Origin of the sequence: Alteromonas sp. KC3 (assembly GCF_016756315.1) — a bacterium.
GTDB lineage: Bacteria > Pseudomonadota > Gammaproteobacteria > Enterobacterales > Alteromonadaceae > Alteromonas.
Map to the genome: position 1 here is coordinate 624,560 of NZ_AP024235.1, position 16,606 is coordinate 641,165.

Below are 16,606 nucleotides of genomic sequence, written 5' to 3' on the forward strand. Positions count from 1 at the left end.
AGTTGGCAAGCTTATTTTGGCGCTATATCAGCCTGTTTTAGCTGCGCTTTTAAGGCTTTGAGTTCATCCATTACGTCTTTGAGCGTTGGCTCCACGTTGCCTTGCGCTACTTGCTCAGCGAGCAGCTCCGCTTGCTTTTCAGCGCGTGCCTTTTCGTTTTCGCGCTCCATCACGTTCACCACGATACCGATAACCATGTTTAAAAAAGCAAATGCGGTAAAGAAGATAAACGTAAGATAAAAAATCCAACTTAGTGAATAGACCTCTTGTGTTTCATACATCACGTCAGTCCAATCTTCAAACGTCATTATTCTAAATAACGTCAACATGGATATCGTGATATCGCCCCACAATACTGGGTTAATATTTTCAAATAACGTGCTGCCAACAGCAGCGTAAATATAGAAAATAATAAACATCAGCAACATTACATAGCCGAGTTGAGGCAGCGCTTTCACCAGTGATACCAGTAAAATGCGAAGCTCAGGAATGATTGATATCATCCTAAGTACTCTAAATACCCTAACTAGCCGTGCAATAAGAGCTAATTCGGTGTCGTCGGCTGGAATTAAGCTGATAATCACAATTAAGGTGTCAAACCAGTTCCAGAAGCTTTTAAAAAAGTAGCGTTTGCGTTTTTCAGCCAGAAAACGAATGGTGATCTCTGTTAGGAAAAACGCACTGATAAACCAATCTAAGAACAGGGTTATTGAAGAAAACCCTGCGGGAAGTTCGTAGGTTTTTGCGCCAACTAACAGCGCTGAAATCACGATAACGCTGATAACGAAGGCTTCAAACCATTTGTTAGCACGAATTCGTTCAAATTTATTTTGAAGTTCAGAGGCTTGCATTTTTGTAAATCACTCGAGAATCAATCTATCAACCAAAGGGCTTGAGGTAAGCCACAATGGCGCTATACTAGTTTGGTTGAATATCTGCATAGGCAGAAAATAAGGGGCCTAATCATGGACGATGAATTACGTTTGTTGCAAGAAAAATTACGTTCTGTTTCTGCGCGTCTCAGCAATTTTTCGCTTAATAAACAAAGTGCAGAAGCGCTTCGAGCAGAATATAAGCAGCTCTTACTGGCGTTGGAAAAATTCACACCTTCCCGTTAGGTATCACGCTAATTGTAAGTAATACAGTTTCACCTGTCTTTACACACAAAAAAGGGCAGCTTTCGCCACCCTTTATCGCGAGTCTCAATTACCGACTAGTTTGATTTTGCCGCTATCAAACCGCGGTTTAATGTTTCAACACCTTCGCCAGTCAGTGTGCCTGCCGCTTGCTTAAGCGTTACAACCGATTGAATAAAGTCATAACGAGCCCCAGCAAGGTTACGCTGTGCGTCAAACAAGTTACGAGTACTGTCTAATACGTCAACAATAGTACGCGTACCCACATCAAAACCTGCCTCTGTCGCTTTAAGTGCACTGTTTGCCGAAACAACCGATTGCTCTAATGCGCGAATACGTGACACTGCCGCTCTTAAGTCGTTAAACGAACGGCGCACACTTTGCACTGTTTGGCGATGTGCTTGCTCTAGTTGTTCGCTTGCCACTACATAGTTATGACGGGCTTGCGCAGTGCTCGCAACAACGCGGCCACCTTGATAAATAGGGATGCTAAGCTGTGCATTTAAGCGCAATGAATCTTGAGTAGGCAAGTTAGCTTCTGGTTGCGTACCGATAGTCTGGTCTACATCATCTTTGGTGTAACGCGCGGTAAATGACAACGTTGGGTAATGTCCTGCGCGTGCTGCCGCAATATCATCTTCAGCAATATCTTTGCCTAGGCGCTGAACCATCAAAGACAAGTTACGTTCTTCTGCAATTTTTAGCCATTCTTCAACGGTTGAAGGTTGTGGCAACGTTGCACTAAAACGCTCAGTACTCAGTACGCTTAGGCCAGAGTGGTACTTACCTGTAATAACGCGCAAATCTTCTAACGCAATTTCAACATCGTTCTCAGCTTGAATTTCACGGGCTACAGTGTTGTCAAAATTAGCTTGGGCTTCATGCACGTCAGTGATAGCGGTTAGGCCCACTTCAAAGCGTTGCTTGGTTTGTTCAAGCTGTCTTTCAATGGCACGTTTTTCCGCTTTAATGAATTCCAAGTTATCTTGTGCGCGAAGTACGGCCAAATAAGCTGTTACAGTACGGGTAATAAGATCTTGTACTTGAAGCGCATACTGAGAGTCACTTTGTTGAGCAACCTTTTCGGCACGGCCCAAGTTAACCCAGTTAGTGTGGTCATAAATTGAAAAGCTGGCTTCTACACCTTTTTGAAGTGTTGTTTGCTCAAAGTCTAGAAGCGGGAAGCTGAACCCGACAAGTTCACCATTATCATCGCTAATAGGAACGGTGTTAGCACTTGTAGCATCTACGTCGGTGTAAGAAATAAAGGCTGAAATTTGTGGTAAAAGATTAGCGCGGCTAATACTAATTCCTTCAAACGCAGCATCACGTTGCGCTTTCGCTTGGTTTACCACTGGGTCGTTTGCCAGTGCTTGTTGATAAACCTGCATAAGGTCATCGGCTAAAGCACTCGTGGTCATTGAGATCCCGACTACCAGCGACAGAAGTGTTCGTTTCATGCTTACGTCTTCCTGTTGTGTTCAAGTTGTGTCGCCTTTATTAATGTCATGGCGACTAATTAAAACCAAGTGTATGAAAATTCAATCACAAACCGAAAGTCCAAACTCGTAACAGTCTTCGTTTAACTGTAACAGAATATGTGATCTACCCACGCAATTTTTATAGTAATAAACGACTTATAAATTGAGTTTTCTTTTTATTAATACACATCATACCTTGTGAATTTCTCACGTGTACACGGTTGATGTGTAAATGTACTATGTATGATAAATCTATTTGAACCATAAGTGTCTGCAAATGAGCAAGGAATTCCTTTCATTTACCTCAAATGACGTCGAAATTACCGACATAAAGCCAGTGTTTCGTGGTTTCTTTACCATGAACGAGTATCAATTTAAGCACAAATGCTTTAACGGCGAATGGAGTTCCACTGTGAAACGCGAAATTTTTGAGCGCGGTCACGCGGTAGGAGTACTGCCATACGATCCGCATTTACAAGAGTTCGTGCTAATCGAGCAGATAAGAATTGGGGCACTAGCCACTTCTTCAAGCCCCTGGCTGATAGAAATTATCGCAGGGATGATTGATGAAGGGGAAACAGAGGAGTCAGTCTGCCACAGAGAGTCATTAGAAGAAGCGGGAATTACACTAGATAAATTGACCAAAGCGCTGAGCTATTTATCGAGTCCAGGCGGCACGACAGAACGATTGCATATATTTATTGCCCAAACCGATGCCAGTAAAGCGCAAGGCATACATGGCCTCGACTCTGAGTCAGAAGACATAAAAGTGCATCGCGTTAAAGAGAGTACAGCACTTGAATGGCTGGAAAATGGCCATATTGACAACGCCGCGGCAGTAATTGCGCTACAATGGTTCTTTATGCACAAAACTCAACTCTTGGAGCAATGGCAGGCATCGTGACTCAACGTAATAACAGAAAGTATGTACCTCATCTTCCTTCTATGCAGGCTTTGTGCGAGCTAAATTACTCGCATGTGCTGCGTATATTGCCAGATTGCGATACGGAAGATTTAAGCTATGCATTTTCTGTTGGTAAAGGGTTGTCTTACGAAATTCGCATTGTAGAGTCTGCGCGCTACACCAGCACACTTAGTATTGTGCAAACCACCAAAGAGCTTCCTGCATACTTAACGCCGTCCATGACGGTGCGTCTTTATCACGATGCTCGCATGGCCGAAGTGATAAGTAGCCAAAACACGGGCGCATTGCAGCCATCATACGATTACCCTAATTTAAAAATGCGGCAGCGAAACGAAAAGCATATGGTAAATATCTTTTTGGCTGAGTGGCTGAGTTTTTGTCTTCAACATGCCTCAAATATAACGTCTGAAGCGTGATTACTCTTATACAAATTAGTGACTGTCATTTACTGAAAGACAAAGATAAAAGCGGCTATGATGGCATTGCCCCATATTATGCGCTTGAGGCTGTGCTGCGTGATGTATCTCAAAGGCTAAGAGGCGCAAGAAGCTTAAGTGCCGATAGTGCAATTGTATTGGTAACGGGCGATATCAGTGGTGACAATTCAAAAGAGAGTTACATCCACTTTCTGTCATTAATGAAACAGTATATCGAAGCGCAAGGCGTGTCGTGGTTTGCCATAGCGGGGAATCACGATAACAATGCGCACTTTGACGCATTATTAACAGAGCATATATTAACAGCAGGCTCGCCAATACATATCGCCAACTGGCTTATTCACGGCTGTGATACAAGGCACCCTTACGATAAACATGGTGCTGGGGGCAGTGCAAAGCAACAAGACGTCATTGCGATAGAAAAAGTATGTGACGCTAATCAAGCCGCTCAAATACCTCATCGTCCGTTATTTCATATAGTCGCGTTACATCATCATGTTCTTCCTTCACAGAGTTGGATGGATAAACACGCGCTAGCGGGGGCTGAGTATATCGAAGCCTTGGTTTCCCGTCAGTCGGGTATAAAGGCAGTATTGCACGGGCACGTGCATTCACCCATTCGTCAGCACATCGGTGAACGTGGCACGCCATCATATGGATGCCCGTCAAGCTGTTGGCAGTGGGCCATGCAAGAAACGTTTGGTACCAGTGAGGAAAGCCCAGGCTACCAGCAGTTTACCCTGTGCTATGATGGCACAGTAGAAGTAAATGTAAGACGCGTTGCCTATAAAAAGCACTAACTCAATGCCCCAGAAGTCCAATACAAAGGCATTGAAGAATAGACGTGACTGACAAGCCTATTTACAAGAAAGGCACTCAACGAAAACAAGAGAAGCAGTATGCAGCATATTTTATATCTACATGGTTTTTTAAGTTCACCCAAATCGGTAAAAGCGCAAGCAACCAAAGCGTATTTTGAACAGCATCACAGTGACGTTATGCTGCATATTCCTGAACTATCAAACTTCCCTAGCCAAGTTGAAGCACAGCTGCTGGCACTTATCGAGTCCACCCCTGCATTGTTAGGAAATGGGCTCAAGCTTATCGGCAGTTCAATGGGGGGATACCTTTCTACGTTTTTGCTGGAAAAGTTTGGGGGCAAAGCCGTGTTAATCAACCCAGCGGTTAAGCCTTACGAGCTTTTGCAAGATTTCATCGGCGCTCATCAAAATCCGTATAGCGGCGAGAAGTTTGAAATTATCGAAAGTGATATGCATGTCATTAAAGCGCTTGAAGCATCAACACTTAAAGATGAAGCCTGCTACAAAGTATTGCTACAAACCGAAGATGAGACCTTAGATTATCGCTTGGCCGCACAAAAATATGCTAACAGCGAACTAGTGATTGAAGAGGGGGGCGATCACAGCTTTATCGGCTATGAAAACCACTTACCAGCAATTGCGAGCTTTCTCCTAAAATAAGCTCATTGCCACTATCTACAAGCCCTGCTACCATCGTTTTATTACGTTTGTTGCTGGCTTAAATAACAACCATAACTATGTCAAATCAATACAATTCAGATGCTATCGAGGTCCTTAATGGCCTCGACCCCGTAAAACGTCGCCCCGGCATGTATACCGATACGACCCGTCCTAATCACCTTGGGCAGGAAGTTATCGATAACAGTGTGGATGAAGCATTAGCTGGACATGCGTCAAATATCAAAGTGATATTACACGAAGACCAGTCACTTGAAGTGATTGATGACGGTCGTGGTATGCCGGTGGATATTCATCCCGAAGAGGGGATTTCAGGCGTTGAGCTTATTTTATGTAAATTGCATGCAGGTGGTAAGTTTTCAAATAAAAACTACGCTTTCTCGGGTGGTTTACACGGTGTAGGTATCTCAGTAGTAAACGCACTTTCAACACGTGTTGAAGTAACTATTCGACGGGATAGTAATGTTTATCAAATTGCCTTTGAAAACGGCGACAAAGTAGAAGATTTGCAAATTATTGATACGTGCGGAAAGCGTAACACTGGAACACGCGTACATTTTTGGCCTGATGCACAGTATTTCGATTCGGCCAAATTTTCTGTTAGTCGTTTAGTGCACAACTTGCGCGCTAAGGCCGTATTGAGTCCAGGGCTGCGCATTCGATTTGACAACAAAATAACGAAAGAAAGCCAGGAATGGTATTACGAAGATGGCCTAAAAGATTATCTCTATCAGGCGGTGGAAGAGTTTGAAACACTGCCTGCTGATACCCCATTTGTAGGGAGTTTCAGCGGAAATACGGAAGCCGCAGATTGGGCGGTGATGTGGTTACCTGAAGGTGGTGATCTTGTTACCGAAAGCTACGTGAACTTAATTCCAACCGCGCAGGGGGGAACCCACGTAAATGGCTTACGCCAAGGCCTACTTGAGTCAATGCGCGAATTCTGTGAATTTAGAAACTTGATGCCGCGCGGCGTTAAGCTATCACCTGATGACATTTGGGACCGCTGTGCCTATATTTTGTCAACCAAGATGCAAGACCCACAGTTTGCTGGGCAAACCAAAGAGCGTCTGTCATCACGCCAAGCCAGTGCATTTGTTTCAGGTATCGTAAAAGATGCGTTTAGCTTATGGTTGAATCAGCACACTGAAATTGCAGAAGCGTTGGCTGAGATGTGTATTAACAACGCGCAACGCCGTCTTCGCCAAACCAAGAAAGTAGCGCGTAAAAAGGTTACGCAAGGGCCAGCGTTGCCAGGCAAATTGACCGACTGTTCATCGCAGGATATTTCATACTCAGAACTCTTTTTGGTAGAAGGTGACTCGGCGGGTGGCTCAGCTAAGCAGGCGCGTGATAGAGAGTTTCAAGCGATCATGCCCCTTCGCGGTAAAATCTTAAATAGTTGGGAAGTGGATTCATCTCAAGTATTGGCGTCGCAAGAAATTCACGACATTTCAGTGGCACTGGGTATCGACCCTGATTCAACGGATTTATCAGGCTTACGCTACGGAAAAATTTGTATTTTGGCTGATGCTGACTCGGACGGTCTGCACATTGCAACGCTACTTTGCGCGCTCTTTGTGCGTCATTTCAGAACGCTGGTAGAACAAGGGCATGTCTATGTCGCTATGCCACCGTTGTTTCGTATCGATGTGGGTAAGGAAGTGTATTATGCATTGGACGAAGGTGAAAAGCAGGGCATTTTAGATAGAATAGAAGCGGAGAATAAGCGCGGTAAAATCAACGTACAACGCTTTAAAGGCTTGGGTGAAATGAACCCGCTGCAGCTTCGTGAAACCACTATGGATCCTAACACCCGTCGTCTTGTGCAACTCACCATAGAAGATGCTGAAGAAATGATGGAGTTAATGGACATGCTGCTTGCTAAGAAGCGTTCTGGCGACAGAAAAGTGTGGCTTGAGAGCAAAGGCAATATGGCCGAAGTGTCATTGTAACGCTAAGATATCTCGACTACGCCGCGTTCTTCGCGGCGTTTTAGTATTTGCATCTGAATCAGTACTGCGCCGCGCATCACAACACTGGTGCCGTTTAGTATTAACAACGGCCAGCTTTGGCTAAGCGGCATGGTTAGGCCAAACATTAACGTACTGACATCTTTTATTAGAATATTCTTAAACAAAGTGGCTGATAGCGAGCCCACTTTTTGTCTGCGGTGCAGTACCACCCACTGATGTAGCGTACCTTGGAATAATATAACGGTGACCACCAACATTAGCGCGTTGGCACCAAACTGTGCCAAGGTGGGAAAGGGCCGAAAGTACATCGACACAAAGCCCGCCATCAGCGATAGCCCGGCCACCACCGTAACCAGCGCGGTAAGCGATGTGCGTCTTTGTGCCCAAATTTTATAAAGGATAATAAGAGTGAGGAGCAGTGCACCGCAGCGTGTCCACACTAGGTAATGGTTAAAGGGCTCAACCGAAATGCCGAAAAGAAAAATGGAGAAAAAAGCGAAATAACTGGAACCAAATTGATTGAGCGATAAGCTATTGTTGGCATCTGAACACAAGTGCTCATATTTGTTCATCGCTTTGATTTGCGCGTACAACCCCAACCACGTCAATAAAAAGAATGCGGCACTCACTAGCCCCATTATGTGATAAAACACAGCAATTCACTCGCAACGACAATCAAAAATACAGTGTATCACAGCTCACATCGATTGACGTTTTGGCGGCCTATATTGTTTTTTGAAAGAGTGAGGCAATGGACTAGGCGTAAAGCTTGGTCATTCCACTTGTCACTGGTGGCAGTGATGAAGTTAACGTAGTATAGGCGACGTATTCATTTTATTGCGCCAAGGCTATTTTAAAATTTATGATGTTACGCAGTGTTAAGTGGCTTTTGCTTAGTCTGGTTATTGTTGTGGTATTGGTGCTTGCTGGCGCTGCCACCTTTACCTATCTAGCGGTACAAAAAGCGCCGTTAGTCGACAATACTGCACCACAGCAACTCGATGGTGCTGACAGCGTTAATAAACTTTTAAATCAACTGCAACAAGCATTTTCGCAACGACAAGAAAGTCACCAGCTGGAACTAACAGAAACGCAGGTTGAAAGCCTTGTGGGTGTGCTGCAACGCGCGCTTCCTGATTTTAAAGGTCGCGTGAATATATCTCCGTTAGGCGGCACGGTAAGTGTGACCTACGCCATCAGCCGCTCAGGCTATTTTGTCAACGTATCAGCACTTGTTTTACCCGGAGATAGTCTGCGTATTGAACAAGTGCAAATTGGCGATATAACCTTATCAGGCAATTTGCTTCTTCGTTTTTTGGAATACACTGTTAACTCCTATACGGAATCTCAAATCGCCACTATCGCTCTGTCTCGTGTCGAGCGAGTCAGTATGAACAATGGTGAACTCACGCTGGATGTTGGTCCACTTGACCCACTGCTGACCGAGCTTAACGTTGTCAGTTTGAATTTAGCCCCAGAGCAAGAAACTGAGCTTGAAAAGCTCAGTGCTTATTATCTTCGCTATATTTCAGGAAGAGACATTGCACTAAGTCCAAAAGCCATTTCGCTGATGGAGTATTTGCGAGAGGGTATGGCGCGAGCTCGTGAGCAAAGTGAAACACCTGAACAAGCCGTACTGCACAACAAAGCGGTAATCATTGCGTTAGCAGCCTATGTGGGCCATCACCGCGTTGGTCAGCTAGTGGGTGATATTCAGCCTAACCCGATTAAAGCGCTTAAGCCTAAACGAGGTGCGGTGCTGCACAAACGCAATGACTTAGCACGCCATTTTATTATTTCAGCTGCTTTGGAACTCTTGTCCAAACAAGGTATTTCACTTGCTATTGGTGAATTTAAAGAGCTGATGGATAGAGCTCAAGGGGGCTCTGGTTACAGCTTTGTTGATTTGGCAGCCGACATGTCAGGTACAAGATTTGCGCAAGTGGCTACGTCATTGTCTACGGCGAAAGAGGTTCAGAATGCACTTGCGCGTATTCAAAGTGAATTAGAAATCATAGTACCCATCGACGGATTGCCAGAAGGCTTGAGTAAACAAGCCTTCGTTGAGCAATACGGTCAAGTAGACAGTGAAGCTTATCTTCGTGAGGTAAGCGATATTGAACGTAGAATCGGTAAAGTGGCGCTGTATGCGCCAAGAAATTAGGGCTTTATGTACGGTGAGCCTAGCGCACTAGTCGGCCTTTTTTGCACTCAGCGACTGTTGAAATTGCGCTAATGTTACCAAAGCTACTTCGATTTTTTTCACCAGTGGTCCAAGTGCAGCTTTAGCGGCATCCTCATTCATGTCTTTCATTGCTTGCCAGTCATTCGCAATTTCTTCTACATAAGGCCCAAAGCGCTTCGCTGAGCTTGTGAATCCGCTGTCTGCGGCAAAAATGGCAGCGAATTTCCCTTTTTGATCGCGCTGCAAACTATCTAACATCTGATCGGCATCCACTGCTTTGCGATAAAGAGTTTGCATGGTCTCTTGAAGTTGTTGATGTACAGCTTGCATCTCTTGCATTTAAACGCCCTTTAAATCAATTTTAAATTTCTATGGGTAATGGTTAAAGTTTCGCCTTTCAAGGCCGATAACCTGACGAGTGTTGGTATTTGCAGCCTATGCAAAGCCCAACATAAAATAAAGGGGGGCAATTCTGCCCACTTTTTTACTTTGCTACAAGCAACAAAGGAAAATGGTATGGATCTACAAGGTGCTAGTGCCTCTGGAACGTCCGGTGCGTCACTTGAGTTGGCCTCTCTAAAGCTTGCTAAAAGTCAGCAAGAACAAGAGGGACAAGCGTCGCTTCAGTTGCTGGAATCAGCTTCTGACGTACCAAAATCATCATCTTCAAACCCCGCATTAGGCGCCAACATTGATACCTATGCGTAGTTTACGGATGTAAATGTAAGTCGATAGGCGTTTTGCCAGGTTTACCGCCAATTTCTCTCACCAGTTTTGGCACCAAGAAGCCTGGTAAACGCTTTATCGCTTCTTCCATAATATCTCTTGCCGCGTTGTCGCTTACATAAAAGTGACTTGCGCCCTGTACCTTGTCTAGTACGTGAAGGTAATAAGGCAAAACGCCAGCATCGAATAGCTTTTCACTTAAGTCGCTAATTGCATCGCCCGAATCGTTGACGTTTTTTAACAACACCGACTGATTAAGCAAAGTGACGCCCATACGTTTAAGCCTGTCTAAGCGCATGGCTAATGACGCCGAAATTTCGTTAGCGTGATTAGCATGAAGTACAAGCACTTTTTGAAGAGGTAAATCGCCAAACCAGTTCTCAAACGCACTATCAATTCTTTCAGGCAGAACAACGGGTAAACGAGTATGAATACGAAGGCGTTTAACATGAGAAATACTGGCAATTTCATGTGCAAGCCACGCTAGGTGATCGTCCTTGGCCATTAACGGGTCTCCACCAGAAAAAATGACCTCGTTAATGTTTACATTGCCGCGAATGTAGTCGAGGACTTCCTCCCATTGGTGCTTGCTCACTGCATTGTCAGCATAGGGAAAGTGACGTCGAAAACAGTATCGGCAGTTAACGGCACAGCCTGTTCGAACCATTAACAGTACGCGAGAGTCATACTTGTGCAGTATACCTTTGCCCGCAGTGTCGTGCTCATCTAAGGGATCCTCACTGTACCCAGGTGACGTTAAAAACTCGTCGCTTAGCGGCATAACTTGTAAAAAAAGCGGATCGTCGGGGTTACCTTTTTCCATTAAATCAACAAAATGGCGTGGAACACGCATAGGGAAAAGGCGCCTTGCTTTTATGTGTTGTGCGTATTTATCTTCATCTAAACCGAGGTGCTCAAGCAGCTTTGCAGGGTCTGTAAAACTGCATGCTAATTCTTTTTGCCAGTTATGCTCTACAGAAATCGGTTTTTTAGGTATTATTTGTTCCACGAAACTTTTTGTACCTTATGTTTAGACAGAGGAATTATGGCTAATTACAGCACTAACGAGTTCAAAGGCGGCCTGAAAATCATGCTGGACGGCGAACCATGCAACATTCTAGAAAACGAATACGTAAAGCCGGGTAAGGGCCAAGCGTTTAACCGCGTTAAAATTCGTAAGCTTATTTCAGGTAAAGTTTTGGAAAAAACTTTCCGCTCAGGCGAATCAGTAGAAGGCGCTGACGTAATGGATACAGAGCTTGCCTACTTATACACCGACGGCGAATTCTACCACTTTATGAACAACGATACATTCGAACAAATCGCTGCAGATGAAAAAGCGGTTGGTGAGAACAAAAAGTGGTTAGTAGAAAACGACGTTTGCATTATTACGCTATGGAACGGTTCACCGATTACGGTTACACCGCCAAACTTCGTAGAGCTTGAGATCACTGAAACCGATCCAGGCCTTAAAGGCGATACGGCAGGTACCGGTGGCAAGCCTGCAACGCTAAGTACTGGAGCAGTAGTTCGCGTGCCATTGTTTGTGCAAACTGGCGAAGTTATTCGCGTAGACACTCGCTCTGGCGAATACGTTTCTCGCGCACAAAAATAAAAGAACTCGGCCCTTGTATTAAAGGGCAATTAAAAAACCGGTGTATCACGCAGCGCGTGTGCATCGGTTTTTTGTTTTTTATACTATCAACACCACTACTTGCTATAATTGACCGCTCAATCACGTTAACCGATTAACATCGAACACCTGTTGATGTTGTTCTTCATTATTCAGGGTTTACAATCATGCAGGCAGTTTTATGACAGGCTCCGTTAATACTTGCGGCACTTCTCAGCTTTGGCAACCCACAACAACCTTAGAAGCGCGTCGAGCGCGTGCAGACTTATTGCGTGCTATACGTGAATACTTTTATCAACGCAATGTGCTTGAGGTAGATACGCCATTGCTCTCAAACGGCACTGTAACCGATGAACACCTTGACGCATTTGTTACCGCGTTTGCCCATAGTAATACTGGTAACCCTGTCAATTTGTATCTGCAAACATCACCAGAATATGCCATGAAGCGTCTGCTTTGTGCGCAAAGTGGCTCAATTTATCAAATCTGTAAAGCCTTTCGTCATGAAGGTGAGGGACGCTGGCATAACCCAGAGTTCACTATGTTGGAATGGTACAGGTTGGGTTACGACCACCTTCAGTTAATGGACGATGTGGATGCATTACTAATGACCACACTAGGCACTGAGCCAGGTGATAAGTTGACTTATCAAAACGCCTTTATTGAGCATTTGGCGCTTGACCCACTAACTGCCACAGATGACATGTTAGAAAGTGCGTTACGCGAGCACAACATCGACATACACGCGCCACAAACGTTAAGTACAGACAGTAAACTTCAGCTTCTGTTTAGCTACTGTATAGAACCGCGTATTGGCATTCAAAAGCCTTGCTTTATTTACGAATTTCCCGCGTCGCAAGCTGCACTTGCTAAGTTAAGTCGTCGGGATAATCGTGTTGCAGAACGCTTTGAGGTGTATTTCAAGGGAGCGGAACTCGCAAATGGCTTCAACGAGCTTAGTGAAGCGGAAGAACAGCGCCTGCGCTTTGAAAGCGACAACAAAAAGCGTGAAAAAGCGGGTCTTGAAACTAAACCCATTGATGAGCATTTTTTAAGTGCACTTGAAAGTGGACTGCCCGCGTGCGCAGGAGTAGCACTTGGAATTGACAGGTTACTGATGCTGAAAATGGGCGCATCTCATATTCAAGATGTGATTAACTTTCCTGTAAGCCGAGCATAAACGATACGTTTCACAGTATTTAAAGTGTTAGCGAACTAACATTAAATGTCGTTAAAACCTGTTATTCGAGCGTTCAGTGGGAGTTGACTTTCACTCCTACATCCTTAAAAATGTTATAACATCTCAAGATAATGTTATAACATCCTCAGAGGAAGTCCATGAAAATGCGTTCACTGCTAAGTTTAACGATAGCAGGGCTGTTAAGTGCGCCTGTTTACGCAACAACAGTAACTGGTAAAGTTACCGATACAGCAGGTCAGCCTGTTGCTGGCGCTGAAGTCAAAATTGAAGGTACACGTCGCGTTGCTTACACAGATGAGAACGGTGTATACCGCTTCGATGACGTAAAACAACCACATATCCACTTGCACGTATACTCTTCAGAGCATATTCATGGTGATAACGATCTTGGTGACGTTACCCGCGATCAAAATGTTGATTTTGTTCTAAAACCCGCTTCAGTTGAGAACATTGTTGTTACCGCTAACGCGCTACAGTCATCTGTGCTTGAATCTGTGACGCCAGTAACGGTAATTGGTGCAGAAAAGTTACGCAAAATTGAAGCGCCTACCTTAGGGGAAACCCTTAAGAATGCACCTGGTGTGCACAGTACTTATTTCGGCCCAGTTGCGAGTAGCCCAATTATCCGTGGTAACGATGGCCCACGGGTTAAAATTGTGCAAAACGGCTTGGATGTCTCTGACGTATCTCGCGTTGGACCCGATCACAATGTCGCATCTACTTTAACCAGTGCAACACAAGTTGAAGTATTGCGCGGTCCTGCAACATTACAATACGGCAGTGGTGCAATTGGCGGTGTAGTCAATGTAGTCGATAAGCGCATTCCTCAGTATCCAGTAGAAGGGATTGAAGGTGAGGCCGAAACGAGCTACAGCACAGTTAATGAAGGCACCTATACACGCGGCGACGTAACCGGTGGAAAAGGGAATTGGGCGTGGCACGTTGATGGTTTCTATCGCGATACCGAAAACGCTGATATTCCCGGCTATGCGTCTATCGACCCCGATGAAGATGAGCCCAAAGGTGAGCTAGAGAGCAGCGCAATGGAAACCAGCAATATTGTTGCAGGTTTGTCTTATGTAGCAGAAGAAGGGTATTTTGGCTTTGCCGTTGAGAAGCTAGACAATGAATACGGCGTACCTGGCCACAGTCACGCGCATGGCGAGGAAGAGCACGATGATGATGACCATGACGAAAGCGAACATGATGATCACGGTGAAGAGCACAGTGAAGAAGGGGTTCTGCTTGATGTTGATATGACCCGCTATCAAATGGCTGGCGAGTGGCACTCACCTATAGAAGGGCTTACTAATCTTAAGTTTGCCGCTGCTTATACCGACTATGAGCATGCCGAGATTGAAGATGGAGAGCCAGGTACAGTATTTACTAATGAGTCTAGCGATATTCGCCTATCTGCTTATCACGAGGAGATAAACGGGTGGCATGGCGTATTTGGCTTGCAGTTTAATCATAGTGACTACAACGCCGTAGGTGAGGAAGCATTTACACCAGCCAATACTACATCAAGCTATGCACTGTATATCGTTGAGCAGAAAAAGGTGGGTGATATTACCTTTGAACTAGGGGGACGTCTTGAACGAACTACTCTTGATGCCGATGATAGTGAAATTGAGCTTGATATAGCCCATGAAGAACACGAAGAGCACGAGGGGGAAGAGCACGAAGACGAGGAACACGAAGGCGAAGAGCATGAAGAACATGCGCTTGCGTTTAGTTTCCCTGACTACGATTTCACCAGCCTTTCTCTATCAGCTGGCGCAAACTGGGAATATGTAGAAGGACATGCTGTTGCAGTAACCTTGTCGCGTAGTGAGCGTGCACCTAGTCAGCAAGAACTCTTTTCAGCAGGTCAGCACCTTGCTACTCAAAGTTATGAAGTGGGTTTGGTGTTTGATATGGACGATGAAGGGCATATCGAAGAGTCGCTAAGCGGCGTTAAAGAAGAAGTGAGCACAAATTTAGATGTGACTTTCCGTAAGTATTCTGGCGATTGGGGATACAGTGTTTCATTTTTCTTTAACCAAGCTGATGACTACATTTTCCAAACAAACACCGGGTTAATTGCGTTAAGTGAGCATGAAGAGCACGGTGATGAAGAGCATGAAGATGAAGCTCATGATGATGAAATCGGCATGCACGAAGACGAACATGATGAGCACAGCGAAGAAGGGCTTCCAGTCTATTACTTCCAGCAAGCCGATGCTGATATTTGGGGCTTTGAAGCAGAAACCTATGTTGATTTGAGTGACACATTGCGCCTTACCGTATTCGGCGATTACATTCGTGCTGAGATTGAAGGTGATAACTTACCTCGCACGCCGCCTATGCGTTTCGGTAGCGAATTAAGTTACATGAAAGATGGACTAAGTGCAGATGTCGGGTTTACGTGGTATGACGACCAACAGCACGTTGCGTCGTATGAAACCGTAACAGATGGCTATACGTTGGTTAATGCCAGTGTTCAATACGAGTTCGCTAGTCAGGGCATCGATTGGGTATTGTTTGCGCGTGGCGAAAACCTTACCGACGAGGAAGCTCGCGTTCATACATCTTTCTTAAAAGATCAGGCGCCGCTACCAGGTAGAAACTTTACTATGGGCGTTCGTGCACTGTTCTAAAAGCCTGACATAGTTCAAGGATTATTAAGTGCAAAGGCGGTGTATTTACACCGCCTTTTTTGTTTTACTGGTGGGTAATTTCAAACCTGCCACGGGGCAATTAAAGGCAATATTGTGCGAGAATTTAGCATCAAAGATAGTGATGACATCATTCAATGGCTCACAACGTTGACACAATCACATATCGTATTGGGTTATGGGAGTTTGTTAAGTAAAGACAGTCGTGAGCGCTACTCAAACATCTTTACGCAGGGGATCCCTGTAACCGTTGAAGGGTTTGAGCGTGCATGGGTTACTCGTAGCTTAAGTGAGAAGCAAACCTATGTAGGTGCTACGCCTCACAAACGCGGAAGTCTTAACGCGCAATTGATCCCAACAACGCTTAACCCCACACTACAAGCGCGAGAAAAAGACTATCGATTTGTTAGCGTAAAGAGTGAGAAAGTGACTTTTAATAATATCGACTCACAGTATCAAGCATTGCTAATTGAACAATTGTCGCCTTTTTCATTGTGGATTTGTGAAACGCTAGATTGTCATGAACCTTCCCAAGCGTACCCAGTGCATCAAACGTATATCGACACCTGTTTGGCTGGGTGTTTAGAGCATGGTGGCGTTGATGAGGCAAAAGCGTTTGTTGCCAATACCAAATTGTGGGACCATCCCAGAATAAATGATAGAGCAAAGCCGTTATACCCGCGCAGTGCGAGGGTAAGCAGTGATGTCCATCAAGTCATAGATACGCTGTTGTAGCCCTAAAACTAAGCG

The 16,606-nt window shown here is 44.9% G+C and carries 17 protein-coding genes; 12 read left to right on the forward strand and 5 right to left on the reverse strand.

All coding sequences use genetic code 11. The annotated features are described in order from the left end of the window. Positions 1 to 11 precede the first annotated feature (11 nt). A complete protein-coding gene (locus JN178_RS02790) occupies positions 12 to 851 on the reverse strand; it encodes an ion transporter (RefSeq protein WP_202263449.1) in 840 nt (279 codons plus the stop codon). Positions 852 to 965: 114 nt separating this feature from the next. On the opposite strand from JN178_RS02790, the gene JN178_RS02795 reads away from it, so the two are divergent. Next, entirely contained in the window at positions 966 to 1,118 is a 153-nt protein-coding gene (locus JN178_RS02795) for a hypothetical protein (RefSeq protein WP_202263450.1), read from the forward strand. 95 nt (positions 1,119 to 1,213) lie between these two features. Here JN178_RS02795 and tolC read toward each other — a convergent pair whose 3' ends face one another. Then, positions 1,214 to 2,596, reverse strand: a complete 1,383-nt coding sequence (gene tolC / locus JN178_RS02800) for an outer membrane channel protein TolC (protein ID WP_202263451.1) — start codon at positions 2,594 to 2,596, stop codon at positions 1,214 to 1,216. 298 nt (positions 2,597 to 2,894) lie between these two features. Between tolC and nudF the strand changes: the two genes are divergently transcribed. The 5 genes from nudF to parE all read left to right on the forward strand — a co-directional run bounded on the left by nudF (position 2,895) and on the right by parE (position 7,433). Further along, positions 2,895 to 3,521, forward strand: coding sequence for an ADP-ribose diphosphatase (gene nudF / locus JN178_RS02805; protein WP_202263452.1), 627 nt, complete (start codon positions 2,895 to 2,897; stop codon positions 3,519 to 3,521). A 41-nt stretch (positions 3,522 to 3,562) separates the two neighbouring features. Beyond that, positions 3,563 to 3,958, forward strand: a complete 396-nt coding sequence (locus JN178_RS02810; protein WP_202265866.1) for a DUF1249 domain-containing protein — start codon at positions 3,563 to 3,565, stop codon at positions 3,956 to 3,958. Continuing rightward, positions 3,955 to 4,779: a metallophosphoesterase gene (locus JN178_RS02815; RefSeq protein WP_202263453.1), complete on the forward strand. Its 825-nt coding sequence runs from the start codon at positions 3,955 to 3,957 to the stop codon at positions 4,777 to 4,779. The genes JN178_RS02810 and JN178_RS02815 overlap by 4 nt, the downstream gene beginning before the upstream one ends. A 99-nt stretch (positions 4,780 to 4,878) precedes the next feature. Continuing rightward, on the forward strand, positions 4,879 to 5,460 hold the full coding sequence (locus JN178_RS02820) for a YqiA/YcfP family alpha/beta fold hydrolase (RefSeq protein ID WP_202263454.1): 582 nt from the start codon (positions 4,879 to 4,881) through the stop codon (positions 5,458 to 5,460). Positions 5,461 to 5,537: 77 nt separating this feature from the next. Beyond that, positions 5,538 to 7,433, forward strand: coding sequence for a DNA topoisomerase IV subunit B (gene parE, locus JN178_RS02825; protein WP_202263455.1), 1,896 nt, complete (start codon positions 5,538 to 5,540; stop codon positions 7,431 to 7,433). A 2-nt stretch (positions 7,434 to 7,435) separates the two neighbouring features. Here the strand turns inward: parE and JN178_RS02830 are convergent, their stop codons facing one another. Then, positions 7,436 to 8,107: a hypothetical protein gene (locus tag JN178_RS02830; protein WP_202263456.1), complete on the reverse strand. Its 672-nt coding sequence runs from the start codon at positions 8,105 to 8,107 to the stop codon at positions 7,436 to 7,438. A 209-nt stretch (positions 8,108 to 8,316) separates the two neighbouring features. On the opposite strand from JN178_RS02830, the gene JN178_RS02835 reads away from it, so the two are divergent. Continuing rightward, positions 8,317 to 9,618 carry a hypothetical protein gene (locus JN178_RS02835; RefSeq protein ID WP_202263457.1) on the forward strand — a complete coding sequence of 434 codons (1,302 nt, stop codon included), beginning with the start codon at positions 8,317 to 8,319 and terminating at the stop codon, positions 9,616 to 9,618. Positions 9,619 to 9,645: 27 nt separating this feature from the next. Here the strand turns inward: JN178_RS02835 and JN178_RS02840 are convergent, their stop codons facing one another. Continuing rightward, entirely contained in the window at positions 9,646 to 9,978 is a 333-nt protein-coding gene (locus JN178_RS02840) for a hypothetical protein (RefSeq protein WP_159624110.1), read from the reverse strand. A 177-nt stretch (positions 9,979 to 10,155) separates the two neighbouring features. On the opposite strand from JN178_RS02840, the gene JN178_RS02845 reads away from it, so the two are divergent. Beyond that, entirely contained in the window at positions 10,156 to 10,347 is a 192-nt protein-coding gene (locus tag JN178_RS02845; RefSeq protein ID WP_159624108.1) for a hypothetical protein, read from the forward strand. A gap of 1 nt (position 10,348) precedes the next feature. Here the strand turns inward: JN178_RS02845 and epmB are convergent, their stop codons facing one another. Next, positions 10,349 to 11,374: an EF-P beta-lysylation protein EpmB gene (epmB, locus tag JN178_RS02850; RefSeq protein WP_202263459.1), complete on the reverse strand. Its 1,026-nt coding sequence runs from the start codon at positions 11,372 to 11,374 to the stop codon at positions 10,349 to 10,351. Between the two features lie 36 nt (positions 11,375 to 11,410). Between epmB and efp the strand changes: the two genes are divergently transcribed. From efp to JN178_RS02870, 4 genes are all read left to right on the forward strand, one after another. Then, positions 11,411 to 11,980, forward strand: coding sequence for an elongation factor P (gene efp / locus JN178_RS02855; RefSeq protein ID WP_159624104.1), 570 nt, complete (start codon positions 11,411 to 11,413; stop codon positions 11,978 to 11,980). A gap of 199 nt (positions 11,981 to 12,179) precedes the next feature. After that, the gene (gene epmA, locus JN178_RS02860) at positions 12,180 to 13,178 is read left to right on the forward strand and encodes an elongation factor P--(R)-beta-lysine ligase (protein ID WP_202263462.1); all 999 of its coding nucleotides are present in this window, start codon (positions 12,180 to 12,182) and stop codon (positions 13,176 to 13,178) included. A 158-nt stretch (positions 13,179 to 13,336) separates the two neighbouring features. Further along, complete coding sequence (locus JN178_RS02865; RefSeq protein ID WP_202263464.1) at positions 13,337 to 15,838, forward strand: TonB-dependent receptor; 2,502 nt, start codon at positions 13,337 to 13,339, stop codon at positions 15,836 to 15,838. A 114-nt stretch (positions 15,839 to 15,952) separates the two neighbouring features. Further along, the gene (locus JN178_RS02870) at positions 15,953 to 16,591 is read left to right on the forward strand and encodes a gamma-glutamylcyclotransferase (RefSeq protein ID WP_232369674.1); all 639 of its coding nucleotides are present in this window, start codon (positions 15,953 to 15,955) and stop codon (positions 16,589 to 16,591) included. The last annotated feature ends 15 nt before the right edge of the window (positions 16,592 to 16,606 follow it).

What these genes read in the sequence shown, in the direction of transcription:
- JN178_RS02810 (WP_202265866.1), top strand. Translation starts at nt 3,563, where the DNA reads ATGCAGGCTTTGTGCGAGCTAAATTACTCGCATGTGCTGCGTATATTG.
- JN178_RS02835 (WP_202263457.1), top strand. Translation starts at nt 8,317, where the DNA reads ATGATGTTACGCAGTGTTAAGTGGCTTTTGCTTAGTCTGGTTATTGTT.
- JN178_RS02790 (WP_202263449.1), bottom strand. Translation starts at nt 851, where the DNA reads ATGCAAGCCTCTGAACTTCAAAATAAATTTGAACGAATTCGTGCTAAC.
- JN178_RS02795 (WP_202263450.1), top strand. Translation starts at nt 966, where the DNA reads ATGGACGATGAATTACGTTTGTTGCAAGAAAAATTACGTTCTGTTTCT.
- parE (WP_202263455.1), top strand. Translation starts at nt 5,538, where the DNA reads ATGTCAAATCAATACAATTCAGATGCTATCGAGGTCCTTAATGGCCTC.
- JN178_RS02865 (WP_202263464.1), top strand. Translation starts at nt 13,337, where the DNA reads ATGAAAATGCGTTCACTGCTAAGTTTAACGATAGCAGGGCTGTTAAGT.
- epmA (WP_202263462.1), top strand. Translation starts at nt 12,180, where the DNA reads ATGACAGGCTCCGTTAATACTTGCGGCACTTCTCAGCTTTGGCAACCC.
- nudF (WP_202263452.1), top strand. Translation starts at nt 2,895, where the DNA reads ATGAGCAAGGAATTCCTTTCATTTACCTCAAATGACGTCGAAATTACC.
- efp (WP_159624104.1), top strand. Translation starts at nt 11,411, where the DNA reads ATGGCTAATTACAGCACTAACGAGTTCAAAGGCGGCCTGAAAATCATG.
- JN178_RS02840 (WP_159624110.1), bottom strand. Translation starts at nt 9,978, where the DNA reads ATGCAAGAGATGCAAGCTGTACATCAACAACTTCAAGAGACCATGCAA.
- JN178_RS02820 (WP_202263454.1), top strand. Translation starts at nt 4,879, where the DNA reads ATGCAGCATATTTTATATCTACATGGTTTTTTAAGTTCACCCAAATCG.
- JN178_RS02845 (WP_159624108.1), top strand. Translation starts at nt 10,156, where the DNA reads ATGGATCTACAAGGTGCTAGTGCCTCTGGAACGTCCGGTGCGTCACTT.
- tolC (WP_202263451.1), bottom strand. Translation starts at nt 2,596, where the DNA reads ATGAAACGAACACTTCTGTCGCTGGTAGTCGGGATCTCAATGACCACG.